Origin of the sequence: Dorea amylophila (assembly GCF_025567265.1) — a bacterium.
Classification (GTDB): domain Bacteria; phylum Bacillota; class Clostridia; order Lachnospirales; family Lachnospiraceae; genus Dorea_A; species Dorea_A amylophila.
Window position 1 is genome coordinate 86,242 of sequence record NZ_JAOQJW010000011.1, and the last position, 21,723, is coordinate 107,964.

Consider the following 21,723-nt stretch of genomic DNA (forward strand, 5'->3'; position numbering starts at 1 on the left):
CTCAGGTGACAATAATCTATACGTATAGAATAACAAAATTGGCAGATGAAATCAATGTGAAAAGGAGTTTGCTATTTCCAAACTTTTGCTTTACAAATGATATATAAAGTATTATGATAAAAAAAACGAAATCTTCAGGGCAGGGTGCGATTCCCTACCGGCGGTAAAGCCCGCGGGCCGAGAGGCATGATCCGGTGTGATTCCGGAGCCGACAGTATAGTCTGGATGAGAGAAGATGATGGTACAGTTATTTTAATAGATGAATGTAGTGTCTGAGCTCTGAGATGGTGATCCATTTCAGAGCTTTTTTGGTTAACAGATCATTTGTCAGTTACATGTAACAGATCATTTCCCCTGTAGGTATCCTGCAGGGGTTATTGTATAACTAAGAAAGAAGGAAGAAAAATGACGGATCAGGAATACATGCTCCGGGCAATCCAGCTTGCAAAAAAGGGAGAAGGATGGACGAATCCGAATCCGATGGTAGGTGCGGTGATCGTAAAAGACGGCCGGATCATCGGGGAAGGTTATCATAAAAAATGCGGAGAACTTCATGCAGAGCGCAATGCAATCGCATCGCTTACAGAATCGGCAGAGGGTGCGACAATCTATGTTACGCTGGAACCATGCTGTCATTATGGCAAGACACCGCCGTGTACGGAAGCGATCATAGAACAGAAGATTAAAAAAGTGGTGATCGGTTCCAGGGATCCGAATCCAAAGGTGGCAGGAAAAGGTGCACAGATATTGCGTGAATCGGGAATTACAGTAGTTCAGGATTTTATGCGGGAAGAATGTGACTGTCTGAACCCGGTGTTCTTCCATTATATTACGACGAAGACACCGTATGTAGTGATGAAATATGCTATGACACTGGATGGGAAAATTGCGACAAAGACGGGCGCATCGAAGTGGATCACAGGAGAACCGGCCCGACAGGAAGTGCAGCATATGCGGCACCGGTATATGGGTATTATGGCCGGTATCGGGACTGTACTTGCGGATGATCCGATGTTGAATGTCCGGGTAGAAGGATGGAAAAGTCCGGTCAGAATAGTATGCGACAGCAGTCTTAGGATACCGCTTGACAGCCAGATCGTAAGAAGTGCAAAAGAGTACCGGACAATCGTGGCTTATGCAGGACGGGAAGAGAACGAAGAAATAACAGAAGAAATAGAACGGCTACATGCGAAAGGCGTGGATACCGTCTGCTGTCCGGATGAAAAAGGTCAGATAGACCTTAAAAAGCTGATGACATATCTTGGAAATGAGGGTATTGACAGCATTCTGCTGGAAGGCGGGGGCACGCTGAACGACAGTGCACTGCGGGCAGGAATTGTAAAAGAGGTACACTGTTTTATCGCACCAAAATTATTTGGCGGAAAGAACAGTAAGACACCGGTGCAAGGAATCGGCATCGGACTTCCATCAGAAGCATTGAAACTGAAATGTACGGATATCTGCCGGATCGGTGAAGACATCAGGATAATCTGTCAGGTATGTGAAAAAGAACAGGAGGGGCCATGTTTACAGGAATCGTAGAAGAGAAAGGATCGGTCCGCTATATGCAGCTGACCGGAGAGTCGGGAGTTCTGGCAGTCAGGGCGAAGAAGGTATTGGAAAGAACGAAGATCGGTGACAGTATCGCAGTCAATGGAGTGTGTCTGACAGTTACATCACTTCAGCCGGATGGATTTACTGCAGATGTGATGGCAGAGACCATCAGGAGAAGCAGTCTGGGAAGCTGTAAAGTCGGAAGTCAGGTGAATCTGGAACGGGCAATGGCTGCAGACGGAAGATTTGGAGGACATATCGTAAGCGGTCATATTGACGGAACCGGTGTGATCCGGTCTCTGATCCGGGAGGAGAATGCCATCTGGGTATCTATCGGAACATCGCCGCAGATATTACATCTGATCGTAGAAAAAGGCTCCATCTGTATAGATGGCATCAGCCTGACGGTGGCAAAAGTAGAGGAAGAGGGATTTCAGGTATCGGTTATCCCGCATACAGGAGAAGAAACGACGCTTTTGGAAAAAGTGCCGGGCGATTCGGTGAATCTGGAGAATGATGTGATCGGAAAATACGTAGAAAGGCTGTTAGGCCTTGGAAAGAGTGAAGAAGAGAAAAAAGAATCCGGAATTACGATGGAATTTTTGCAGGAATTCGGATTTTAGAACAGGAGGATAAATAGAATGTCACAAAACAATCAGTACAATACAATCGAAGAGGCACTAAGGGATCTGAGGGAAGGAAAGGTTATTCTGGTTACAGATGATCCGGACAGAGAGAACGAAGGGGATCTGGTATGTGCAGCAGAGTTTGCAACACAGGAGAATATCAATTTTATGGCGACTTATGCGAAAGGGCTTATCTGTACACCGATGAGTGCGGAAATTGCAGCAAGGCTTAACTTTCCACCGATGGTTGCGGAGAATACCGATAATCACAGCACAGCATTTACCGTTGCGGTGGACCATGTTGATACGACGACAGGTATTTCGGCAGCAGAACGTTCCTATACAATCATGAAATGTGTGGATGAAGATGCGAAGCCGGAAGATTTCAGAAGACCGGGACATGTATTTCCACTCATTGCCAGAAAAGGCGGAGTCCTGGTGCGGAACGGACACACAGAGGCGACGACTGATCTGGTGAGACTGGCTGGATTGAAAGAATGCGGCGTGTGTTGTGAGATTATGAAAGAAGATGGCACAATGATGCGTACACCACAGTTGTGGGAATTTGCAAAAGAGCATAATCTTACATTTATTACGATCCGTGATCTTCAGGATTACATGAGAATCCATGAAAAACATGTAAAAGAAGAGGCGGTTGCAGACCTTCCGACGCAGTATGGAGATTTCAGACTTCACGGATATATCAATGATATTACAGGAGAACATCATCTTGCACTGGTAAAAGGTGATATCGGAGACGGTGAAGATGTACTTTGCAGGGTACATTCGGAGTGCCTGACAGGTGATGCATTTGGCTCGCTTAGATGTGACTGTGGTCTGCAGCTTCAGACAGCGATGCGTCAGGTAGAAGCAGAAGGCAGAGGGATCATTCTTTACATGAGGCAGGAAGGCAGAGGAATCGGGCTGCTCAATAAGATCAAGGCATATGCACTGCAGGAGCAGGGATATGATACGGTAGAGGCCAATGTAAAGTTGGGATTTGCACCGGATCTCAGAGAGTACTGGATCGGAGCGCAGATATTATCTGATCTCGGAGTGAAGTCATTGAGACTTCTGACCAATAATCCGGACAAAGTCTATGGACTTGGTGGGTTTGGACTGAAGATCAATGAAAGAGTACCGCTGGAGATCCCACCGCAGAAGTATGATCTGAAATATATGAAGACAAAACAGGAAAAGATGGGACACATTTTCAAAGAAATAGAATTATAAAAAGATTTAATGAATAACAGGAGGAAGAAATCATGAGACAGATCAATTTAGTAGAAGGAAAAGTAGTAGCACCTGAGGGAATGAAAGTCGGAATCGTGGCTGCCAGATTCAATGAGATCATTGTGAATAAGTTATTGGGCGGAGCCGTCGACGGGCTGGTAAGACATGGGGTAGAAGAAGAGAACATTACGGCTGCATGGGTACCGGGAGCATTTGAGATTCCGCTGACTGCACAGAAGATGGCACAGTCCGGAAAGTATGATGCAGTCATCTGCGTGGGAGCAGTTATCCGCGGGGATACTTCCCACTATGATCTGGTGTGTAATGAATCGGCCAAAGGAATCGCGCAGGTTGAACTTGCAACAGGAATTCCGGTATTATTCGGAGTGATCACAACAGAGAATATCGAACAGGCTATCGCACGTGCAGGAAGTAAAGCAGGAAATAAAGGATATGACTGTGCATTGTCCGCAATTGAGATGGTAAATCTGATGAAGCAGCTTTAATCAGGTGCAGCCGATGGTGAAAACAATCATTTTTGATTATGATGGAACGATACATAATACTCTTGGAATCTATGAGCCGGCGTTCAGGGAAGCTTATCAGTGGTTGTCAGAACAGAATGTTGTAGAGGAACAGAAGATAGAGACGGCGCAGATCGCAGGCTGGCTGGGCTTAAACAGCAAAGAAATGTGGGATACATTTCTGCCGGAATTAGATCAGAGATACAAAGATCAGGCGAGTGCGATCGTGGGAGATTCCATGGTCAGGCAGATCAGGAAGCACCGGGCAGTGTGGTATCCGGGAGCGGAAGAGATGCTTACAGCTTTGAAGAACAGAGGATATCATCTTGTGATCTTAAGCAACTGTAAGGTGGCATACCGCAAAGCACATTGGGAAGAATTCCGAATGGAAAGATGGTTTGAACAGTTTTATGACTGTGAATCGTATGGTTTCTGCCCTAAGACGGAGATCGTGCAGGAAGTTATCCGGGACTATCCGGGACCTTATCTGGTGATCGGAGACAGAAGACAGGATTTGGAATGTGCCAGATCCTGTAAAAGTCCGTTTATCGGATGCCTGTATGGTTATGGTGAGAAGGGAGAACTGGATGGAGCAGATTATTTTGTGAAATCTGTAGAAGAGATAACCGGAATCGTATAATGTGAAAAAGTGCACAAAAATAGAACTGTATTTTTGTAAATTATATTTAATTCCACTCTTGCACTTTACAAGAAAAAAGTGTAAAACATTAAGTAAGCTAAAAAAAGTAAATAAGAAATGCAATGAAAGGGATACGTCATAAAAGTTAACTGGAATTCAGAGAGCCGTTGGATGGTGTGAAACGGCAGAAAGTATTTTATGATATCACCCAGGAGCATCCCGCTGAAATATACAGGTTGGAAGAATCAACATAGTCAGGTATCGAGTAAGCCGGGACGTTGTCTTCACGTTACAGAAGAAACTGTTAGATATTTTGACAGTAACAAGTGGTTGTGGTTAGTGATGACTGCAGTAAAACGAAGTGGTACCACGGAAGAATATTCCGCCTTTGTTATCCGAAAGGATAGCGAAGGCGTTTTTTTATATATTTACTTTAAAGAGAAAGAAGAGGGATTATTTTATGAGTGGAATATTAATGATGATCATTGCCATTGTTGTGCTTGGTGGAGCATATCTTCTTTATGGTCGTTATCTCCAGAACAAATGGGGCATTGACCCAAATGCCAAAACTCCGGCATATGAGATGGAAGACGGGGTTGACTATGTACCGGCCGATACGAACGTCGTATTCGGTCACCAGTTTGCATCAATTGCAGGTGCAGGTCCGATCAACGGACCGATCCAGGCAGCAATCTTCGGATGGCTTCCGGTACTTTTGTGGATCTTAATCGGAGGGGTATTCTTTGGAGCTGTTCAGGATTTCGCATCTATGTATGCATCTGTAAAGAATAAAGGACGTACAATCGGATATATCATCGAAGAATATATCGGAAAATTAGGTAAGAAATTATTCCTGTTATTCTGCTGGCTGTTTTGTATTCTGGTCGTTGCAGCTTTTGCTGATGTTGTAGCCGGAACTTTTAATGGATTCTCAGTAAGTGAAGCCGGAAAAGTAACAAAAATTGCAGCTAACGGTGCAGTCGCAACTACTTCTATGATATTTATCTTAGAAGCAGTCGGACTTGGAATGTTTTTGAAGTATACGAAATTCAACAAGTGGATTAATACAGCGGTTGCAATCGTATTATTGGTAGCAGCAATCGCACTGGGACTTCACTTCCCAATGTATGTAGGACTGGATGCATGGCATCTCATCATCTTCGTTTACATCCTGATTGCCAGTGTCGCTCCTGTATGGGCACTTCTTCAGCCTCGTGACTATCTGAATAGTTACCTTTTGATTTTTATGATTGTTGGTGCGATTGTTGGTGTATTTGTAGCAAATCCATCTTGTAACCTTCAGGCATTCACAAGCTTTAACGTAGATGGACAGTATATGTTCCCAATCTTATTTGTAACGATCGCTTGTGGTGCGGTTTCCGGCTTCCATTCACTGGTATCTTCCGGTACAGCATCCAAACAGATTAAGAATGAGAAGAACATGCTTCCTGTATCATTCGGAGCAATGTTAATGGAAAGTATGCTTGCAGTTATTGCACTGATCGCAGTTGCATCTTTTGCCAAAGGTGAAGCAGCAGCACAGGGACTGACAACACAGCCTCAGATTTTCGCCGGAGCGATTGCGAACTTCCTGTCAGTCATCGGACTGCCACACTCTCTTGTATTTACGCTGATCAATCTGGCAGTATCCGCATTTGCACTGACTTCTCTGGATTCTGTAGCCAGAGTAGGCCGTCTGTCATTCCAGGAATTCTTCCTCGATGATGATGTAGATCAGGATAACATGAGTCCATTCTTAAAAGTGGTAACGAATAAATACTTTGCAACGGTTATTACACTGGTACTTGCATATTTCCTGACAAAAGTCGGTTATGCAGAGATCTGGCCTTTATTCGGTTCAGCCAACCAGTTGTTATCTGTACTGGCACTGGTAGCTTGTGCGGTATTCCTTAAGAAAACGAAGCGCAAGGGATTCATGCTCTGGGGACCAATGGTATTCATGATGGCTGTTACATTTACAGCACTTGGTATGACGATCGTGAAACTGACAAAAGCATTCCTGACAACAGGGCTGGATCTTGGAAATACATTACAGCTGATTTTTGCCGTATTGCTTCTGATCCTTGGTGTGTTGGTTGCAATCCAGGGTGTAAAGAAACTTCTTGAAAAAACAGATGATAAGAAAGCAACAGCTTAATCATTATTTTATTCGTAATAAGAACATATAAGAGAAACTGTGATAATAGCGTGAAGGTTATTATCGCAGTTTTTTTGTTTTATATTATATATAGTAGAGACAGATTCTGCACAATTGGATAAAGTGTATAAAAAAATATAGATCAATATAAAAATATTGATAATTAATCCAAAAATATTCTATGTCAAAAAAATAGTGTTGTAATTATAATGAGATTAGTCAATGAGTTAGACGCGATTAAAAACAAAACGCACAAAACAGGAGGAAAGAAAATGAAAAAGAAAAAAGTATTTGCACTCATGATGGCAGCAACACTTGCATTATCACTGGCAGGCTGCGGAGGATCTTCGTCAGGTGATTCAAAATCATCAGGATCTTCAGACAGCAGTTCTGTAGCCAATAAGGACAAACCGCTTTGCTGGTTTAACCGTCAACCTTCTAATAGTTCAACAGGGGAATTGGACAAAGAAGCGTTGAATTTCAACAAAGATACTTATTATGTAGGATTTGATGCTAATCAGGGAGCAGAACTTCAGGGAGAGATGGTTGTTGATTATATCAAAGCAAATGCTGATAAGATTGACAGAAATGGTGATGGAGTTATCGGATACGTACTTGCAATCGGTGACATCGGACATAATGATTCTATCGCACGTACACGTGGTGTTCGTGCGGCACTTGGAACAGGAGTTAAAGAAGGTGACGAAGTTGCTTCCAAGCCGGCAGGAACAAACGTAGACGGAAAAGCAAAAGTTGTCCAGGATGCTAAGATTGATGTAGACGGAAAAGAATTTACAGTCCGTGAACTTGCTTCTCAGGAAATGAAGAACTCAGCAGGGGCAACATGGGATGCGGCTACAGCAGGTAACGCAATCGGAACATGGGAAGCTTCTTTCGGAGATCAGATCGATATTGTTGTTTCTAACAATGATGGTATGGGAATGTCAATGTTTAATGCATGGGCAAAAGATAACAAAGTTCCTACATTCGGATATGATGCAAACAGTGACGCTGTTGCAGCAATCGCTGAAGGATACGGCGGAACAATCTCTCAGCATGCAGATGTTCAGGCTTATCTGACATTAAGAGTACTCCGTAACGCACTTGACGGAGCAGACGTTGATACAGGTATTGGTACAGCAGATGATGCCGGTAACTGCCTGACAGAAGGTGAAGATTACAGATACAGCGAAGAAGACAGATCTTACTACGCATTAAATGTTGCAGTAACAGCTGATAATTACAAAGACTTTACAGATTCAACAAAGATTTATGACAAAGTGTCAAAACAGCTTGATTCAAGCAAGAGTCCATCTAAGAAAGTATGGCTTGATATTTACAATGCATCAGACAACTTCCTGAGCTCAACATACCAGCCACTTCTTGAGAACTATGATGATCTCCTTAACCTGAAGGTTGATTACATCGGTGGAGATGGACAGACAGAGTCAAACATCACAAACCGTCTCGGAAATCCAAACGAATATGATGCATTTGCAATTAACATGGTTAAGACAGACAATGCATCAGCATACACATCACTTCTCTCAAAATAAGAGACTGGTTAAATGGTAAATGAATGAAACGCAGAGGGGTGTCAGAGATGATACCCTTCTTTCATCAAGAAAAGGAAGCAGAGTTATGACAGTAGATAAGAATAAATACATCTTATCGATCAATGGCATGAGTAAGTCATTCGGTAGAAACAAAGTTCTGAAACATATAAGCCTGAATGTCAAACCTGGGACCATTATGGGACTTATGGGTGAAAACGGTGCCGGAAAATCGACAATGATGAAATGTCTCTTTGGTACTTATCAGAAAGATGAGGGGACAATTATATTAGACGGCAGAGAAGTAAATTTCTCGGGACCAAAAGATGCACTGGAAAACGGAGTAGCGATGGTACACCAGGAATTGAACCAATGTCTTGAAAGAAGCGTTGTAGATAATATGTTTCTTGGACGATATCCAAAGAATTCTTTTGGAATTGTCGATGAAGGAAGAATGAAAAAGGAAACTGCAAATCTCTTCAGACAGCTTGGAATCACAGCAAATCTGACACAGCCAATGAAAAAAATGTCTGTGTCCCAGCGGCAGATGTGTGAGATTGCAAAAGCTATTTCCTATCATTCCAAAGTAATTGTACTGGATGAACCAACCTCATCCCTGACAGCACCGGAAGTTGAGAAACTTTTCAAGATGATGCGTCAGTTGAAAGCACAGGGAATTTCGCTGATATATATATCACATAAGATGGATGAGATATTCAATATATGTGATGAGATATCTGTGCTCAGAGATGGTAGTCTGGTTATGACAAAAGAGTGCAAAGATACAGATATGAATGAACTGATATCGGCAATGGTTGGGCGCTCGCTGGATAACAGATTTCCACCTGTTGACAATGAGCCCGGAGAGAAGATTCTCTCTGTACAGAATCTTTCGTCAAAATATGCACCAAAGATTCAAAATGTATCCTTTGATATCAGAAAAGGAGAAATATTTGGATTTTACGGTCTGGTTGGTGCCGGACGTACGGAACTTTTAGAAACAATCTTCGGAATCCGCACAAGAGCAGAAGGAAATGTAATATACGATGGAAAGATCATGAACTTTTCATCGCCGAGAGATGCAATGGATCATGGATTTGCCCTGATCACAGAAGAAAGAAAAGCTAATGGTCTGTTCTTAAAAGGCGATATTACATTTAATACGACCATCGCTAACATGAACCATTATAAGAATGGTGCAGTGCTGTCACATGACAGAATGGTACGTGCAACTGCGGAAGAGATTAAAATCATGCATACAAAGTGTATGGGCCCGGATGATATGATCACAAGTCTTTCCGGAGGAAATCAGCAGAAGGTAATCTTCGGAAAATGGCTGGAGCGTTCACCGAGTGTATTCATGATGGATGATCCGACACGAGGAATTGATGTTGGTGCGAAATATGAGATTTACGAACTGATCATCAATATGGCAAAGCAGGGGAAAACAATTATTGTTGTATCTTCTGAGATGCCGGAGATTCTTGGTATTACGAACCGTATCGGTGTTATGTCAAACGGACGACTGGCCGGAATCGTAAATACAAAAGAGACGAACCAGGAAGAATTATTGAGACTCAGTGCAAAATATCTGTAACAGAGAGGGGTATGGAAGATGGCAGAAAAAAGCATTATCATTTCGGCTGAAGAAGAAGCAATACTTTTGAAACCGATTGACGAATATGTTGGAAAAATACAGGAGCAGATCGATGCACTGCGTGTGGAAGGATCTGACAAAGTCAACAGTTTAAAAAATCAGATTGCAATAGCAAAAGAGAATAAGAACTTAACAAAAGAAGAACAGAATAAGATTATCGGGGAATGTAAGAAGAATCTGGAGAAGGCAAAAGCGACAGAAGATGCAAATAAACAGCAGATTGCAAAACTGATCGCAGATGCTGAAGGTTTTCTTTCCAAACATTACAACAGTGAGTATTATAACATTGTTGCAAAGAGCTGCGAAGCAGAGAAAAAAGCGGAAAACAGTAATTTTGAAAAATTAAAAGCGGATCTGCAGGAAGAACATAAGAAGGCAGTCAGCAGCCTGAAAGATGCAGAAGAGATCAAAGCTGAAAAATACACATATAAGAATAAATTATATGATGCGCAGATGACACATGAGTCCAGGCTCCAGGAGATCAAGGATAGAAAACATGATGCATACATGCATAAGTTCCACCTGATCGATCTGCTCAGAATGTCAAAATATACATTTGCACAGAAGCAGGCACAGAATTTTGAAAATTACAAGTACACATTTAATATGACACAGTTCCTGTATAAGAACGGTCTGTATATTGTAATTATCATGATCTTTATCGCATTGTGTATTATTACACCATTCGTGAAAAATACACAGCTTTTTACAACCACAAACATCCTTAACATTTTGCAGCAGGCTTCACCGCGAATGTTCCTTGCACTTGGAGTTGCCGGTCTGATCCTTCTGACAGGTACAGACCTTTCTGTAGGACGTATGGTTGGTATGGGTATGGTTACAGCAACCATTATCATGCATAACGGAATTAACACAGGTACTGTGTTTGGACATGTTTTTGATTTTTCGGGTATGGCACCGGCATCAAGAGCTATATTAGCATTATGTGTGTGTATACTTTTCACAACTGTATTTGCAATGACAGCCGGATTTTTCATGGCAAGATTTAAGATGCATCCATTTATTTCAACGATGGCAAATATGTTGATCATCTTTGGTCTTGTTACATATGCTACAAAAGGAGTTTCTTTTGGTGCGATTGATCCGACAATTCCAAATATTTTTATTCCACAGGCAGGACGTTTTCCGATGATTATTTTATGGGCAGTAGTTGCGATTGCTGTTGTATGGTTTATCTGGAATAAGACAACATTTGGAAAAAATTTATATGCAGTTGGTGGAAATCCAGAGGCGGCAGCTGTATCAGGAATCTCGGTATTTAAAGTAACGATGGGAGCATTTATCCTTGCAGGTATCCTTTATGGATTCGGTTCATGGCTGGAGTGTGTACGAATGGTTGGATCCGGTAGTGCCGCTTACGGACAGGGATGGGATATGGACGCCATTGCAGCCTGCGTAGTTGGTGGAGTTTCCTTTACCGGTGGTATTGGTAAGATATCGGGAGTTGTGACAGGTGTACTGATCTTTACATCATTGACCTATTCTTTGACGGTTCTTGGTATTGATACAAACCTTCAGTTTATTTTTGAAGGTATCATTATTCTGGCAGCAGTAACACTTGACTGTCTGAAATATGTACAGAAGAAATAATAAATAAAAGACTGTTTATACAAAAAGAAGTAGACCGTCCTGCTCATCGGAAAGATGAAAGGGACGGTTTTTTCAACATGATGCGTTCGAAAGGAATTTGTGAGTAAAAAAATTTTGAAGGCAGATTTTGTATTTGGATATGTTATAAGAGACGTAAATTTGTTATACTGGAATAAACGTATAGCGGCCATGAAAAAGGGGAAAAAGATGGAACGATATAAAGTGATTCTCGTAGATGATGAAGCCGAAGTCATCGATATGATAGAGAAAAAAATTCATTGGAATGATCTGGGGTTTGAGGTGGCAGGAAGTGCGACAAATGGGGTGAAAGCACTGGAATTAGTAGAAAAACTCCAGCCGGATGTGGTGCTGACGGATATTAAGATGCCTTATATGGACGGGTTAGAGTTATCCAGAAGGCTGAATCGGGAATATCCGAATATTTATATCATGCTCTGTACGGGATTTGATGAGTTTGAATATGCGAAAGAAGCAGTGCATTTGGAAATCAAGGAATATATGCTCAAACCGGTCAATGCAACAGAATTGTCAGAAAGTCTGACTAATCTGAAACATACGCTGGACAGGGAAAGAGAAGAAAAATTAAATGATTATTTTCAGGAAGTACTTCCGAAATTACAGTCCAATTTTTTTATTTCATTAATTGAAGGAAGAGTAGAAAAACATGATTATGAAAGGTTTTTACAGGCATATCAGGTAGATATGAAAGGACCTCTCTTTGGTTGTGTAATCTTCCACACATCGGAGAACCATGTGCCAGAAGGCATGAACCCACTGCTTTTATCCATGTCGGTAGAAAGAGAGATCAAGCAGAGACTGATGGATCAGTGGAACTGTCGAGAATTTATATATATGGGAAATACACTGCTGATTCTGGAACTGGATGCGGAAGATAAGATTACCCAGATAACAGATGCCTGTGACAGATTCTGTCGGTGGGCGTACCGCATCATGGGTGCAGTTGTTACAGCGGGAATCGGAACCGTGTGTGACAGCCTGTATGAGATCAGTCTTTCCTATGAACGGGCAAGAGAAGCAGTTTCTTACAGGGTTTTATACGGAACAAAACGAGCAATTAATATTGGAGAGATTGTTCCGAAGGAACAGATCAAACCGGTTCAGTCAGAAGAGTCAAGGATGCAGACGCTATTTCGTGCAATTCGTATAGGAGATTCGGCAGAGATAGAGCGGGCAGCACATGGAGAGATGGAAAAGCTTCATAAAAATACAGAAACCATGAGTCAGTATAATCTTGCTACAATGGAGATCGTCAGTGGATTTTTTAAGTTCTGTACAGATAATTCGCTGGATTTCAATAAAATATCCGGTAATATGCAGAATATTTATGAAAAAGTATCGCAGATGGATGAGAGTTCACTGACAGCATGGATTGTGCAGATGTCGGAAACGATCAGTGAAAAGCTGAAATGTGCAAGAAACAGTTCTGCCAGACGGCTCATTCTGGAAGCACAGAACATTGTGCAAGAAAGGTATATGGAGGCGGATATATCATTGGACGAGGTATGTGCGGTTCTCGGTGTATCGAATTCTTATTTTTCTTCTGTATTTAAAAAAGAAGCGGGAAAATCGTTTATCTCTTATTTAACAGATTACAGAATGGATATTGCGGCAGAGATGATATTAAATACAGATGAGAAAAGTTACACAATAGCAGAAAAAGTAGGGTATCTCGATGCCAATTACTTTAGTTATGTATTTAAAAAGAAGTTTGGAGTTTCTCCTTCGAAGTATAGAGCATCTGTAAAGTAGAACAGTAATGCGTATGAAGGGAACAGGAAAAAGCGTGAAAAAAAGAAAAAAAGATTCGGATTTAAAAGAAAATGTTGTATTTAATATACAGTCGATCATCATGTCTGTTCTTATGGCGATTACACTTGTCACGATTGTAACTATGGGATTCCTTTTGTATCAAAGATTTAAGCTTGCGATTGATAAGATGGCAGTATCAAATACAGAGGCGACGGTGGAAAGCACAGTAGACAGGGTGAATTCGGACCTGTTAGATATCCGGCAGATTTTTGATGCAGCGAATTATAATATCGTTCAGGAATTTGATATATCCAGCGAAAAATTTGCTGAACAGTTCAGCTTATTATATGAGGTGAATTCGGATAAAATCGAGAGTCTGGCATTATATGGGAATGAAGGCCGGTTGATTGCTTCGGAACCGGTTGCTGTTGAAAAAGAAAATATAGATGTAAAAGGACAGGACTGGTATAAGAATGCCGAGAGTGCAATTGAAAATGTACATTTTTCCATTCCGCATATTCAGAATTTGTATGAAGATGGTCTGTATCGTTATCATTGGGTTGTTTCACTGAGCCGTTACGTGGATATAAACGATGGGGAGATTCCGGGAAGCGGAGTCCTTCTTGTAGATATGAAATATTCGGTGATCGAAGATGTCTTAAAGCAGATTAATGATTCTTCGGAAGGAATCTATTATTATATGATCAGTCGTGACGGACAGATGATCTATCATCCGAGAAAAACAGAGATGGCCAGAGGACTGTTTGAAGAGAATAGTCTGAAGGCTTCCGGGTATGAGGAGGGCACTTATGAGATCACAACAAATGGACACAAGGAAAGTGTAGTGGTTGGCAACATTGCCTATACAGGATGGAAAATGATTGGAGTTGTACCGGAGAGCGTGCAGACTGCAAGAATTAACAATTTCAGATATTATATCTTTACAACAATCATGGTTCTTATGATGATGCTTCTGGAAGGAAACAGGCTGATTTCCAGAAAAATATCCAAACCGATTCGGAAACTGGATGAATCGGTTAAAACATATGAAGCAGGAGGAAAAACGGATATTTACATAGGAGGTTCTTCAGAAATACGACATTTGGGTTATTCTGTTCAAAGATCATATGAACGGATTGAGACGCTTATGGAGGAAATTATCCGTCAGCAGAATGAACGGAGAAAAAGTGAACTGGATGCATTACAAAGTCAGATTAATCCACATTTTCTGTATAATACACTGGAATCTATTACCTGGATGATCGAAGCACAGAAAAATGAAGAAGCAGTTATTATGATCTCCGAACTGGCAAAGCTTTTAAGAGTCAGTTTATCCCGCGGAAAGACGATCATTCCGGTTAAAGATGAACTTCAGCACAGCAGAAGCTATATGAATATCCAGCTTGTGCGTTATAAAGAACGTTTTCAAATGGAATTTCAGACGGATAAAGAGATAGAAGATTATTGTATTGTAAAATTAGTCATTCAGCCGATTCTCGAAAATGCAATTTATTACGGCGTGGGAAATATGGATGAGGACGATGAAGGAAAAATCACAGTCCGGGGAGAAAAGAAAGAAGACGATATTTACATTATTATAGAAGATAATGGAATGGGAATGCGAAAAGAAGTTCTGGAAAATATCCTGAAAGATAACAATAAAGTTCCAAAACATGGTTCGGGTGTTGGCGTGATCAATGTGCATTCCAGAATTCAGCTGATGTTTGGTGAGCAATATGGCCTGGAGATATATAGTGAACCGGATGAGGGGACCAGGGTTGTTATCCATATACCGGCAATTCCATATACAAAGGAGAATGCAGAACAATTGGAGATGCAGAAATATATACAGGGGAGGGATGTAGATGAAAAAGAATAAAATTACATTCCTGATACTGGAGTGTATTTTCCTGATACTGACATTATTTTTTGCATGGAAGATTTTTGACCGGGATGTGCCGGAAAAACGAGTGGCGGTGATCTTACCGGAATCAGGAGATAACCGGTGGAATTCACTGATTAAAGGGATGAAGCAGTCGGCGAAAATAAACAATCTTCATATGATTATCTGTAATACAGATGAAATTGAAAATGCAGAGATGGAAAAAGAAATTATAAAAGAGCAGAAGCACAACAATATAGATGCATTTATCATATGTCCGGCACCGGGAAGTGATACGAAAGACATGTTAAAAAAACAGTGTGCCAAGATGCCATACACACTGATCATGGAGGATGTATATTCCAAAGAAGGCGGGAATTCCGGTAATCCGGTAATCGGACCGGATTATTATAAGATAGGTTCTGAACTTGGAAAGCAGCTGGGAAAGAAGCGGCAGAAAATCGGAGTTGTCGCAAACTGGAAAGAATCAAAGTCAGATCAGGATGCGATCCGGGGATTAAGGGATTCACTGAAAGATACCAAAAGTGAGATCGACTGGTATTGTTACCGGAAAAAAGATCAGAATATCTATGAAAAAGTAAGTAAAAAAGATAAAGTAGATGCAATAGTGGTTCTGGATCCACATGCATTGGAAGAACTAGGCGAGCAGTCTGATGAAGATTCATATCAGGGAGCGGACATATATGGCATTGGGAGCAGTGTAAAAGCGGTAGTGTTATTGGATAACGGAAATATCCAGGGACTGGTGGTTCCGGATGCCTATGAGATCGGATATAAAAGTGTCGGGGAAATGGCACAAAGGCTGGAACACAGATTCTACAGGCTAAAAGGCTATAAGACAGAGATAAAGGTGTTTGACAGAGATGAATTTTCATTAAATGATAATTTGGAAAGGTTCTTATATTCTTATGAGTAAAAAAAACAGAAAAAGAAGAAGTATGATAGCAGTTATCCTGCTGATTGCTTTTCTGATTACCGGATGTGAAGACAAGAGTGTAAAGAGAGATCATATCATCCGGATAGGAGTTGTAACCTATACGCAGGATGATCCATTTATCAATGCTATGACGGATCAGTTAAAAGAGAATCTGAAAAAAATGGAAACAGATCATATGAAAATCATCACAACGGTAAAAAACGGCGATGATAATCAGCAGGATCAAAATGAGATCGTTGAGGAGATGATTGACGCCGGCTGTGATGTATTGTGTGTGAATCTGGTTGACAGAACGGCACCATCCCGTATTATCAGGATGGCAAAACAAGAAGATATCCCGGTTCTCTTTTTTAACAGGGAGCCGGTCAGGGAGGATCTGATGCAATGGGAGAAGCTGTATTATATAGGATGTAACGCAGAGCAGTCCGGGATCATGCAGGGAGAAATTGTGGCGGATTATATTAAGAATCATCCGGAGGTTGATAAGAATCAGGATGGGAAGATTCAGTATATACTTCTGGAAGGAGAGGCCGGACATCAGGATGCCATCAGCAGAACAGACTATTCGGTTAAGACCTTGCTTGAACAGGGGATTGATCTTGAAAAATTGAGTTATCAGTTTGCAGACTGGAACCGTGGACAGGCTGAAAACAGGATGAGTCGTCTTATTGAACAATATGGAGATAAGATAGAACTGGTTATTTCCAATAATGATGAGATGGCACTGGGAGCAGTGGCAGCCTGGCAGAAGGCCGGATATGACTGCCGGAACTGGCCTGTCATATTTGGAATTGACGGTCTGGACGATGCGCTGGAGGCAATCAAGACTGGAAAAATGAAGGGAACCGTCTATAATGATAAAGAGGATCAGGCAATGGAATTGGCGGAATTATCGGTAGAGATTATCTGTGGAAAAGACACAAATCGGAAACATTTAAAGGAAGGCAGATATTATGTCTCCGAATATTGCCGTGTGGATAGCAGTAATGTAGATCATTTTTTGAAGTAATAATGAGGAAATAGAAAATGGATAACGCATGGATAATTGCATTTTACAAAGAAACAGATCCGGTAAAAAGACTGGAGTTATTAAAAGCAAATACCGGCGACGGAGAGTCGGAGAAAGACAAATACCGGAAACAGTTATGGATTGCAAGATATGGAAAACGAACACCCGTAAAAGATGAATTTATGAGGTGTCTTATGGAAATGAAATATCTGGCAGAGGGTACGACAGTGGATCTGGGAGGAAAACGGAGAAAGCAGGGAGCGAAGATAGCTGCCACTTTGGGGCTGTCAGAATCACTGCTTCAGGAAAAAGTATATAAGGAAATTCTTTTGCAGGAGCTTCAGAATGTCTTTCTGAAATTCATTGAAGTCAGCAGGGGAGGAAGAGCATTTACGTCACTTGTATTTGGAATGGGACAGATGTCAGAAGAAGGAGTGACAAAAAAGATTGCGCAGCAGATTAGTATGATCGCTTTTCGTGCACCGCATCTGCTTCATATGGAGAAAGAGTTTGCGCTGTTACAGGAGGCGGCGCTTGAGGCTTTCAGGCAGGTATATCCGAACAGGGAACATTTCCTGAAAAAATAAAGATAGCAGTCATGTATAGTAGATGAAAAGAGCAAATGTTCGGAAAAGCTTGAAAACAAGAACGCTTGTTTGTATAATAAAACTATGAATATAGAAATCAAAAACAGTAATTATACAACGCAGGAGAAATTACAGATTCTCGCTGATGCGGCAAAATATGATGTGGCATGTACGTCAAGTGGTTCCAGCCGCCGTGGAAAGAAAGGAGAACTCGGCAATACAGAGGCATGCGGCATCTGTCACAGTTTTGCAGCGGACGGAAGATGTATTTCTTTATTAAAGATTCTGATGACAAATCATTGTGCCTATGATTGTAAATATTGCATTAATCGTGCAAGTAACGATGTGAAACGGGCAACATTTACACCCGAAGAGATCTGTGAACTGACGATTGAGTTTTATAGGCGTAACTATATAGAAGGTCTTTTCTTAAGCTCCGGAGTTTTGAAAAATCCGACATACACGATGGAAAAGATGTGTGAGACTTTACTGCTGCTTCGCACAAAATATCATTTTAACGGATATATCCATGTGAAGACGATTCCGGGAGCTTCGGATGAACTTCTTGCCGCAGCGGGATATCTGGCCGACCGTATCAGTGTGAATCTGGAACTTCCGACGGAAGAGAGTCTTCGGACTCTTGCACCGAATAAGCCAATGAAGACAATCCTTAATCCTATGGGAAAGGTTCAGAATACAATTGCTGCACACCGGATGGCCATCGGAAAGACAGCATATATGGAAAGAAGCAGGGGAAATCAACTGTTAAATAACGGCATTTTTTCGGAAATATCCAAAAGGAATTATCGGGAAAGCCTGGAAGAAAAAAAGAAGACAGACAGACTGTCGGATGGAAAGGACGGAACTTTGCCTTCTCAAAAAGAAATGGGGAGAGTGGATGGACTCCTTACATGGGACAATGCATATCAGTTAGCACCCCATGATATGTCTGGTTTAAAGCGTCGTTTTGCACCTGCTGGGCAGAGTACACAGATGATCATCGGTGCGACGGGGGAAAGTGACTATACATTATTGCAGACGACCCAGCAGTTGTATCAGGGCTTTGATCTGAAACGAGTGTTTTACTCAGCATATATTCCGCTGAATGAGGATGATGCACTGCCGGGGCTTGGAACACCGACACCGCTTTTGCGTGAACACCGCCTCTATCAGGCAGATTGGCTGCTTAGATTTTATGGATTCCAGGCAGGTGAATTATTGTCGGAAGAAAAGCCGGATTTCAATGAACTGATCGATCCAAAGTGTGACTGGGCATTACGCCATCTCGAACAATTTCCTGTGGAAATAGAGACTGCAAGTTATGCAAGACTGCTTCGGGTACCGGGAATCGGTCCCAAATCCGCCAGCCGGATCACACATGCAAGACGGTATGGAAGACTGGATTTTGCAAGTTTAAAGAAGATGGGTGTGGTACTTAAGCGGGCGCATTATTTTATTACCTGTGGGGGAAAACAGATGTATCATACACCGGTTGAAGTATCGTATATTATGAGACAACTGGTGAGTGTAGATAAGAAAGATGTATGGAATATAGAACATTCCAATGAATCTTATGTGCAATTGTCGTTGGCAGACTTTGGGATAGGGTAGGAAATTATGAAGATATATACTTGTAAGGATCGTCTGGAGGACATTATGACCTGCATCTATGATGCCTGGTCGGAAGCTTTACGAATCGGTCATGATCAGATACAATTAAAGAAAGAACCGATATTACAGCAGACAATGTTTGATGAATATGTCCATGTAGATGGGGATAATGTGAAAGCAGAAAAAGTAATCCGTTCTGTTCGCAGGGATATTTCCGATGAAGCATATCTGGATGTATATTATGCAACCCTTTCTGCGGAGGAAGATGCGTTACAGGCAATTTATAATTTCCTGCGTGTCGGATTTGCAGTGGGAAGTAAGGTACTGGAACAGTATTCGAATCCTCATGTGATGCGCATGTTGGAACTTCGGCGGAAAGTCGGTAATGAAAGCCATCATTTTAATGAATTTGCACGATTCCAGTCGCTGGACAGAAAGGTCTATGTCAGTCATCTGGAACCCAAAAGTGATGTGATCATGCTGGTTGGCAGACATTTTGCGGACCGGATGCCATCAGAACATTGGATGATCATAGATGATAACCGGAAAACAGCATGCGTACATCCAAAAGATGGAACAAACTATTTGCGTTATCTGACGGATGACGAATTTGAGTCACTTCGTAAAACAGAACAGTATGAAGATGAATATACAGAGATGTGGAAGACGTTTTTTCAGGCGGTTGCGATCAAAGAGAGGGAGAATTATGTGTGTCAGAGGAATTTGTTCCCAATCTGGAAGAGGAAGCATGCGGTGGAATTCAGAACGCTAAGGATATGAGCATAAAAACTTGCGAATCCTGAAAGAAATATCTGTCAGGAAGAGAATCATTGAAAGGGGAACAAATCAATGCAGCAAAATTTAAAAGTGTTAATGTTAAATGGAAGCCCACGGGCTAATGGCAATACATCTGTTGCATTAAAAGAAATGGAACAGGTATTTAAAGATAACGGAATCGAGACAGAGATCATACTGGTCGGCAATAAAGATATTCGAGGCTGTCTCTCCTGTGGTTCCTGCTATGAGAAAGGCAAATGTGTATTCAACGATATGGTAAATGAACTGGCACTAAAGTTTGAAGAAGCCGATGGACTTGTCGTTGCAAGCCCGGTATATTATGCGTCAGCAAATGCGACACTGATTGCCTGTCTTGATCGTTTGTTCTACAGCAGTCATTTTGACAAGACGATGAAAGTCGGAGCAAGTGTTGTATGTGCGAGACGCGGTGGTTGTTCAGCAACATTTGATGAATTGAACAAGTATTTTACAATCTCCGGAATGCCGGTTGCATCAAGCCAGTATTGGAACAGCATTCATGGACGTATGCCGGGTGAGTCAGAGCAGGACGGAGAAGGAAAACAGACGATGCGTACACTTGCAAGAAATATGACATTCTTGATGAAGAGTATTGCGCTTGGAAAAGAACAGTTCGGATTACCGGAAAAGGAAGAACGAATTGCGACACATTTTATACGGTAATGGGATTGGAGAAAAGCAAATGACAGATACACATATTTCAGAAAGATATGAATTTAGAAACATAAAACAGAACGAAGCAGAAGAAGCAGCAGAGATCGAAAGGATCTGTTTTCCGCCGAATGAAGCCTGTTCTAAGAAGCATATGAAAGACCGTGTTGCCGGAATTGCGGATTTATTTCTGGTAGCGATTGATAAAGAAAATGGAAAGATGGCAGGTTTTTTAAATGGACTAGCAACGGATGATGAGATATTAAAGGACGAGTTCTTTACAGATGCCAGTCTGCATAACCCGGAAGGCAAGAATGTCATGCTTCTGGGATTGGATGTACTGCCGGAATATCGCAGTCAGGGACTTGCAAGAGAACTGGTACGCCGGTATCTCGAAAGAGAATGGGGAAGGGGAAGAAAAGAGATTATCCTTACCTGTCTGGAATCGAAGGTAGCGATGTATGAGAAATTCGGATTTAAAGATAAAGGAATCGCGCAGTCAACCTGGGGCGGGGAAGAATGGCATGAGATGGGTGTAAAGAATCAGAATTAGAACACTGGAAAAGATGTATCAGCAAGAGAATAAATAGGCAAGAATACGGGAGGTACAATGTGAGCAAAATAGTAAATATAAATTCCACATCAACAAAAGAAGAACAGTTAAAAGACCTGATAACATCCATCCAACAAGTAAAAGATTCTCTGGTAAATATACTGGATGAATATGAAGAAGACGGTGAAGCGGATAAAGCAGACACTCTGACGGAAGCGTTGGATGCATTGGAAGATGCATACGATGTGGTTAATGATGTACTGTTAGATGACTGATAAAATAATAAAAAATAGTCTGGAAGCTATAGTC

At 41.6% G+C, this 21,723-nt stretch carries 19 protein-coding genes, 1 riboswitch and 1 other annotated feature; all 19 genes read left to right on the top strand.

Going from position 1 to position 21,723, the window contains the following annotated elements:
• The first annotated feature begins 126 nt into the window (after positions 1 to 126).
• Positions 127 to 241: riboswitch (FMN riboswitch) on the top strand.
• Positions 242 to 405: 164 nt separating this feature from the next.
• The 19 genes from ribD to OCV72_RS08610 all read left to right on the top strand — a co-directional run bounded on the left by ribD (position 406) and on the right by OCV72_RS08610 (position 21,689).
• A complete protein-coding gene (ribD, locus tag OCV72_RS08520) occupies positions 406 to 1,542 on the top strand; it encodes a bifunctional diaminohydroxyphosphoribosylaminopyrimidine deaminase/5-amino-6-(5-phosphoribosylamino)uracil reductase RibD (RefSeq protein WP_055283169.1) in 1,137 nt (378 codons plus the stop codon).
• Complete coding sequence (gene ribE, locus OCV72_RS08525) at positions 1,524 to 2,177, top strand: riboflavin synthase (RefSeq protein WP_055283171.1); 654 nt, start codon at positions 1,524 to 1,526, stop codon at positions 2,175 to 2,177. Before ribD ends, ribE begins: the two co-directional genes overlap by 19 nt.
• An 18-nt stretch (positions 2,178 to 2,195) precedes the next feature.
• Complete coding sequence (locus tag OCV72_RS08530) at positions 2,196 to 3,413, top strand: bifunctional 3,4-dihydroxy-2-butanone-4-phosphate synthase/GTP cyclohydrolase II (RefSeq protein WP_022416305.1); 1,218 nt, start codon at positions 2,196 to 2,198, stop codon at positions 3,411 to 3,413.
• A gap of 32 nt (positions 3,414 to 3,445) precedes the next feature.
• Positions 3,446 to 3,919 carry a 6,7-dimethyl-8-ribityllumazine synthase gene (gene ribH, locus OCV72_RS08535; protein WP_006427673.1) on the top strand — a complete coding sequence of 158 codons (474 nt, stop codon included), beginning with the start codon at positions 3,446 to 3,448 and terminating at the stop codon, positions 3,917 to 3,919.
• A gap of 13 nt (positions 3,920 to 3,932) precedes the next feature.
• A complete protein-coding gene (locus OCV72_RS08540; RefSeq protein ID WP_055283173.1) occupies positions 3,933 to 4,577 on the top strand; it encodes an HAD family hydrolase in 645 nt (214 codons plus the stop codon).
• A gap of 113 nt (positions 4,578 to 4,690) precedes the next feature.
• Positions 4,691 to 4,970, top strand: a binding site (T-box leader).
• A gap of 67 nt (positions 4,971 to 5,037) precedes the next feature.
• Positions 5,038 to 6,735, top strand: a complete 1,698-nt coding sequence (locus OCV72_RS08545) for a carbon starvation CstA family protein (protein ID WP_055283175.1) — start codon at positions 5,038 to 5,040, stop codon at positions 6,733 to 6,735.
• 272 nt (positions 6,736 to 7,007) lie between these two features.
• Positions 7,008 to 8,291: a substrate-binding domain-containing protein gene (locus OCV72_RS08550; RefSeq protein ID WP_055215270.1), complete on the top strand. Its 1,284-nt coding sequence runs from the start codon at positions 7,008 to 7,010 to the stop codon at positions 8,289 to 8,291.
• Positions 8,292 to 8,376: 85 nt separating this feature from the next.
• Positions 8,377 to 9,885, top strand: a complete 1,509-nt coding sequence (locus tag OCV72_RS08555; RefSeq protein WP_055182359.1) for a sugar ABC transporter ATP-binding protein — start codon at positions 8,377 to 8,379, stop codon at positions 9,883 to 9,885.
• Positions 9,886 to 9,903: 18 nt separating this feature from the next.
• Positions 9,904 to 11,556 carry an ABC transporter permease subunit gene (locus OCV72_RS08560; protein WP_055283178.1) on the top strand — a complete coding sequence of 551 codons (1,653 nt, stop codon included), beginning with the start codon at positions 9,904 to 9,906 and terminating at the stop codon, positions 11,554 to 11,556.
• Between the two features lie 207 nt (positions 11,557 to 11,763).
• The gene (locus tag OCV72_RS08565) at positions 11,764 to 13,347 is read left to right on the top strand and encodes a response regulator transcription factor (RefSeq protein WP_055283219.1); all 1,584 of its coding nucleotides are present in this window, start codon (positions 11,764 to 11,766) and stop codon (positions 13,345 to 13,347) included.
• A gap of 13 nt (positions 13,348 to 13,360) precedes the next feature.
• Positions 13,361 to 15,226, top strand: a complete 1,866-nt coding sequence (locus tag OCV72_RS08570; RefSeq protein ID WP_081021037.1) for a sensor histidine kinase — start codon at positions 13,361 to 13,363, stop codon at positions 15,224 to 15,226.
• Positions 15,213 to 16,166, top strand: a complete 954-nt coding sequence (locus OCV72_RS08575) for a substrate-binding domain-containing protein (protein ID WP_055283180.1) — start codon at positions 15,213 to 15,215, stop codon at positions 16,164 to 16,166. The genes OCV72_RS08570 and OCV72_RS08575 overlap by 14 nt, the downstream gene beginning before the upstream one ends.
• Positions 16,159 to 17,196, top strand: a complete 1,038-nt coding sequence (locus OCV72_RS08580) for a galactose ABC transporter substrate-binding protein (RefSeq protein WP_055283182.1) — start codon at positions 16,159 to 16,161, stop codon at positions 17,194 to 17,196. Before OCV72_RS08575 ends, OCV72_RS08580 begins: the two co-directional genes overlap by 8 nt.
• A gap of 17 nt (positions 17,197 to 17,213) precedes the next feature.
• Entirely contained in the window at positions 17,214 to 17,783 is a 570-nt protein-coding gene (locus OCV72_RS08585) for a DUF6553 family protein (protein WP_055182322.1), read from the top strand.
• A gap of 84 nt (positions 17,784 to 17,867) precedes the next feature.
• Positions 17,868 to 19,394, top strand: a complete 1,527-nt coding sequence (locus OCV72_RS08590; RefSeq protein ID WP_055283184.1) for a putative DNA modification/repair radical SAM protein — start codon at positions 17,868 to 17,870, stop codon at positions 19,392 to 19,394.
• 6 nt (positions 19,395 to 19,400) lie between these two features.
• A complete protein-coding gene (locus OCV72_RS08595) occupies positions 19,401 to 20,174 on the top strand; it encodes a TIGR03915 family putative DNA repair protein (protein ID WP_006427661.1) in 774 nt (257 codons plus the stop codon).
• Positions 20,175 to 20,243: 69 nt separating this feature from the next.
• Entirely contained in the window at positions 20,244 to 20,873 is a 630-nt protein-coding gene (locus tag OCV72_RS08600) for a flavodoxin family protein (protein ID WP_055283186.1), read from the top strand.
• 19 nt (positions 20,874 to 20,892) lie between these two features.
• Positions 20,893 to 21,414, top strand: a complete 522-nt coding sequence (locus OCV72_RS08605) for a GNAT family N-acetyltransferase (RefSeq protein ID WP_172677217.1) — start codon at positions 20,893 to 20,895, stop codon at positions 21,412 to 21,414.
• Between the two features lie 59 nt (positions 21,415 to 21,473).
• Positions 21,474 to 21,689: a hypothetical protein gene (locus OCV72_RS08610; RefSeq protein WP_055283188.1), complete on the top strand. Its 216-nt coding sequence runs from the start codon at positions 21,474 to 21,476 to the stop codon at positions 21,687 to 21,689.
• Positions 21,690 to 21,723: the final 34 nt, after the last annotated feature.

Excerpts from the sequence above, each read along its gene's own strand:
- ribD (WP_055283169.1), top strand. The coding sequence starts at position 406 with ATGACGGATCAGGAATACATGCTCCGGGCAATCCAGCTTGCAAAAAAG.
- OCV72_RS08530 (WP_022416305.1), top strand. The coding sequence starts at position 2,196 with ATGTCACAAAACAATCAGTACAATACAATCGAAGAGGCACTAAGGGAT.
- OCV72_RS08595 (WP_006427661.1), top strand. The coding sequence starts at position 19,401 with ATGAAGATATATACTTGTAAGGATCGTCTGGAGGACATTATGACCTGC.
- ribH (WP_006427673.1), top strand. The coding sequence starts at position 3,446 with ATGAGACAGATCAATTTAGTAGAAGGAAAAGTAGTAGCACCTGAGGGA.
- OCV72_RS08560 (WP_055283178.1), top strand. The coding sequence starts at position 9,904 with ATGGCAGAAAAAAGCATTATCATTTCGGCTGAAGAAGAAGCAATACTT.
- OCV72_RS08600 (WP_055283186.1), top strand. The coding sequence starts at position 20,244 with ATGCAGCAAAATTTAAAAGTGTTAATGTTAAATGGAAGCCCACGGGCT.
- OCV72_RS08590 (WP_055283184.1), top strand. The coding sequence starts at position 17,868 with ATGAATATAGAAATCAAAAACAGTAATTATACAACGCAGGAGAAATTA.
- OCV72_RS08550 (WP_055215270.1), top strand. The coding sequence starts at position 7,008 with ATGAAAAAGAAAAAAGTATTTGCACTCATGATGGCAGCAACACTTGCA.
- OCV72_RS08580 (WP_055283182.1), top strand. The coding sequence starts at position 16,159 with ATGAGTAAAAAAAACAGAAAAAGAAGAAGTATGATAGCAGTTATCCTG.
- OCV72_RS08540 (WP_055283173.1), top strand. The coding sequence starts at position 3,933 with ATGGTGAAAACAATCATTTTTGATTATGATGGAACGATACATAATACT.
- OCV72_RS08570 (WP_081021037.1), top strand. The coding sequence starts at position 13,361 with ATGAAGGGAACAGGAAAAAGCGTGAAAAAAAGAAAAAAAGATTCGGAT.
- OCV72_RS08545 (WP_055283175.1), top strand. The coding sequence starts at position 5,038 with ATGAGTGGAATATTAATGATGATCATTGCCATTGTTGTGCTTGGTGGA.
- OCV72_RS08555 (WP_055182359.1), top strand. The coding sequence starts at position 8,377 with ATGACAGTAGATAAGAATAAATACATCTTATCGATCAATGGCATGAGT.
- OCV72_RS08585 (WP_055182322.1), top strand. The coding sequence starts at position 17,214 with ATGGATAACGCATGGATAATTGCATTTTACAAAGAAACAGATCCGGTA.
- OCV72_RS08575 (WP_055283180.1), top strand. The coding sequence starts at position 15,213 with ATGAAAAAGAATAAAATTACATTCCTGATACTGGAGTGTATTTTCCTG.
- OCV72_RS08605 (WP_172677217.1), top strand. The coding sequence starts at position 20,893 with ATGACAGATACACATATTTCAGAAAGATATGAATTTAGAAACATAAAA.
- ribE (WP_055283171.1), top strand. The coding sequence starts at position 1,524 with ATGTTTACAGGAATCGTAGAAGAGAAAGGATCGGTCCGCTATATGCAG.
- OCV72_RS08565 (WP_055283219.1), top strand. The coding sequence starts at position 11,764 with ATGGAACGATATAAAGTGATTCTCGTAGATGATGAAGCCGAAGTCATC.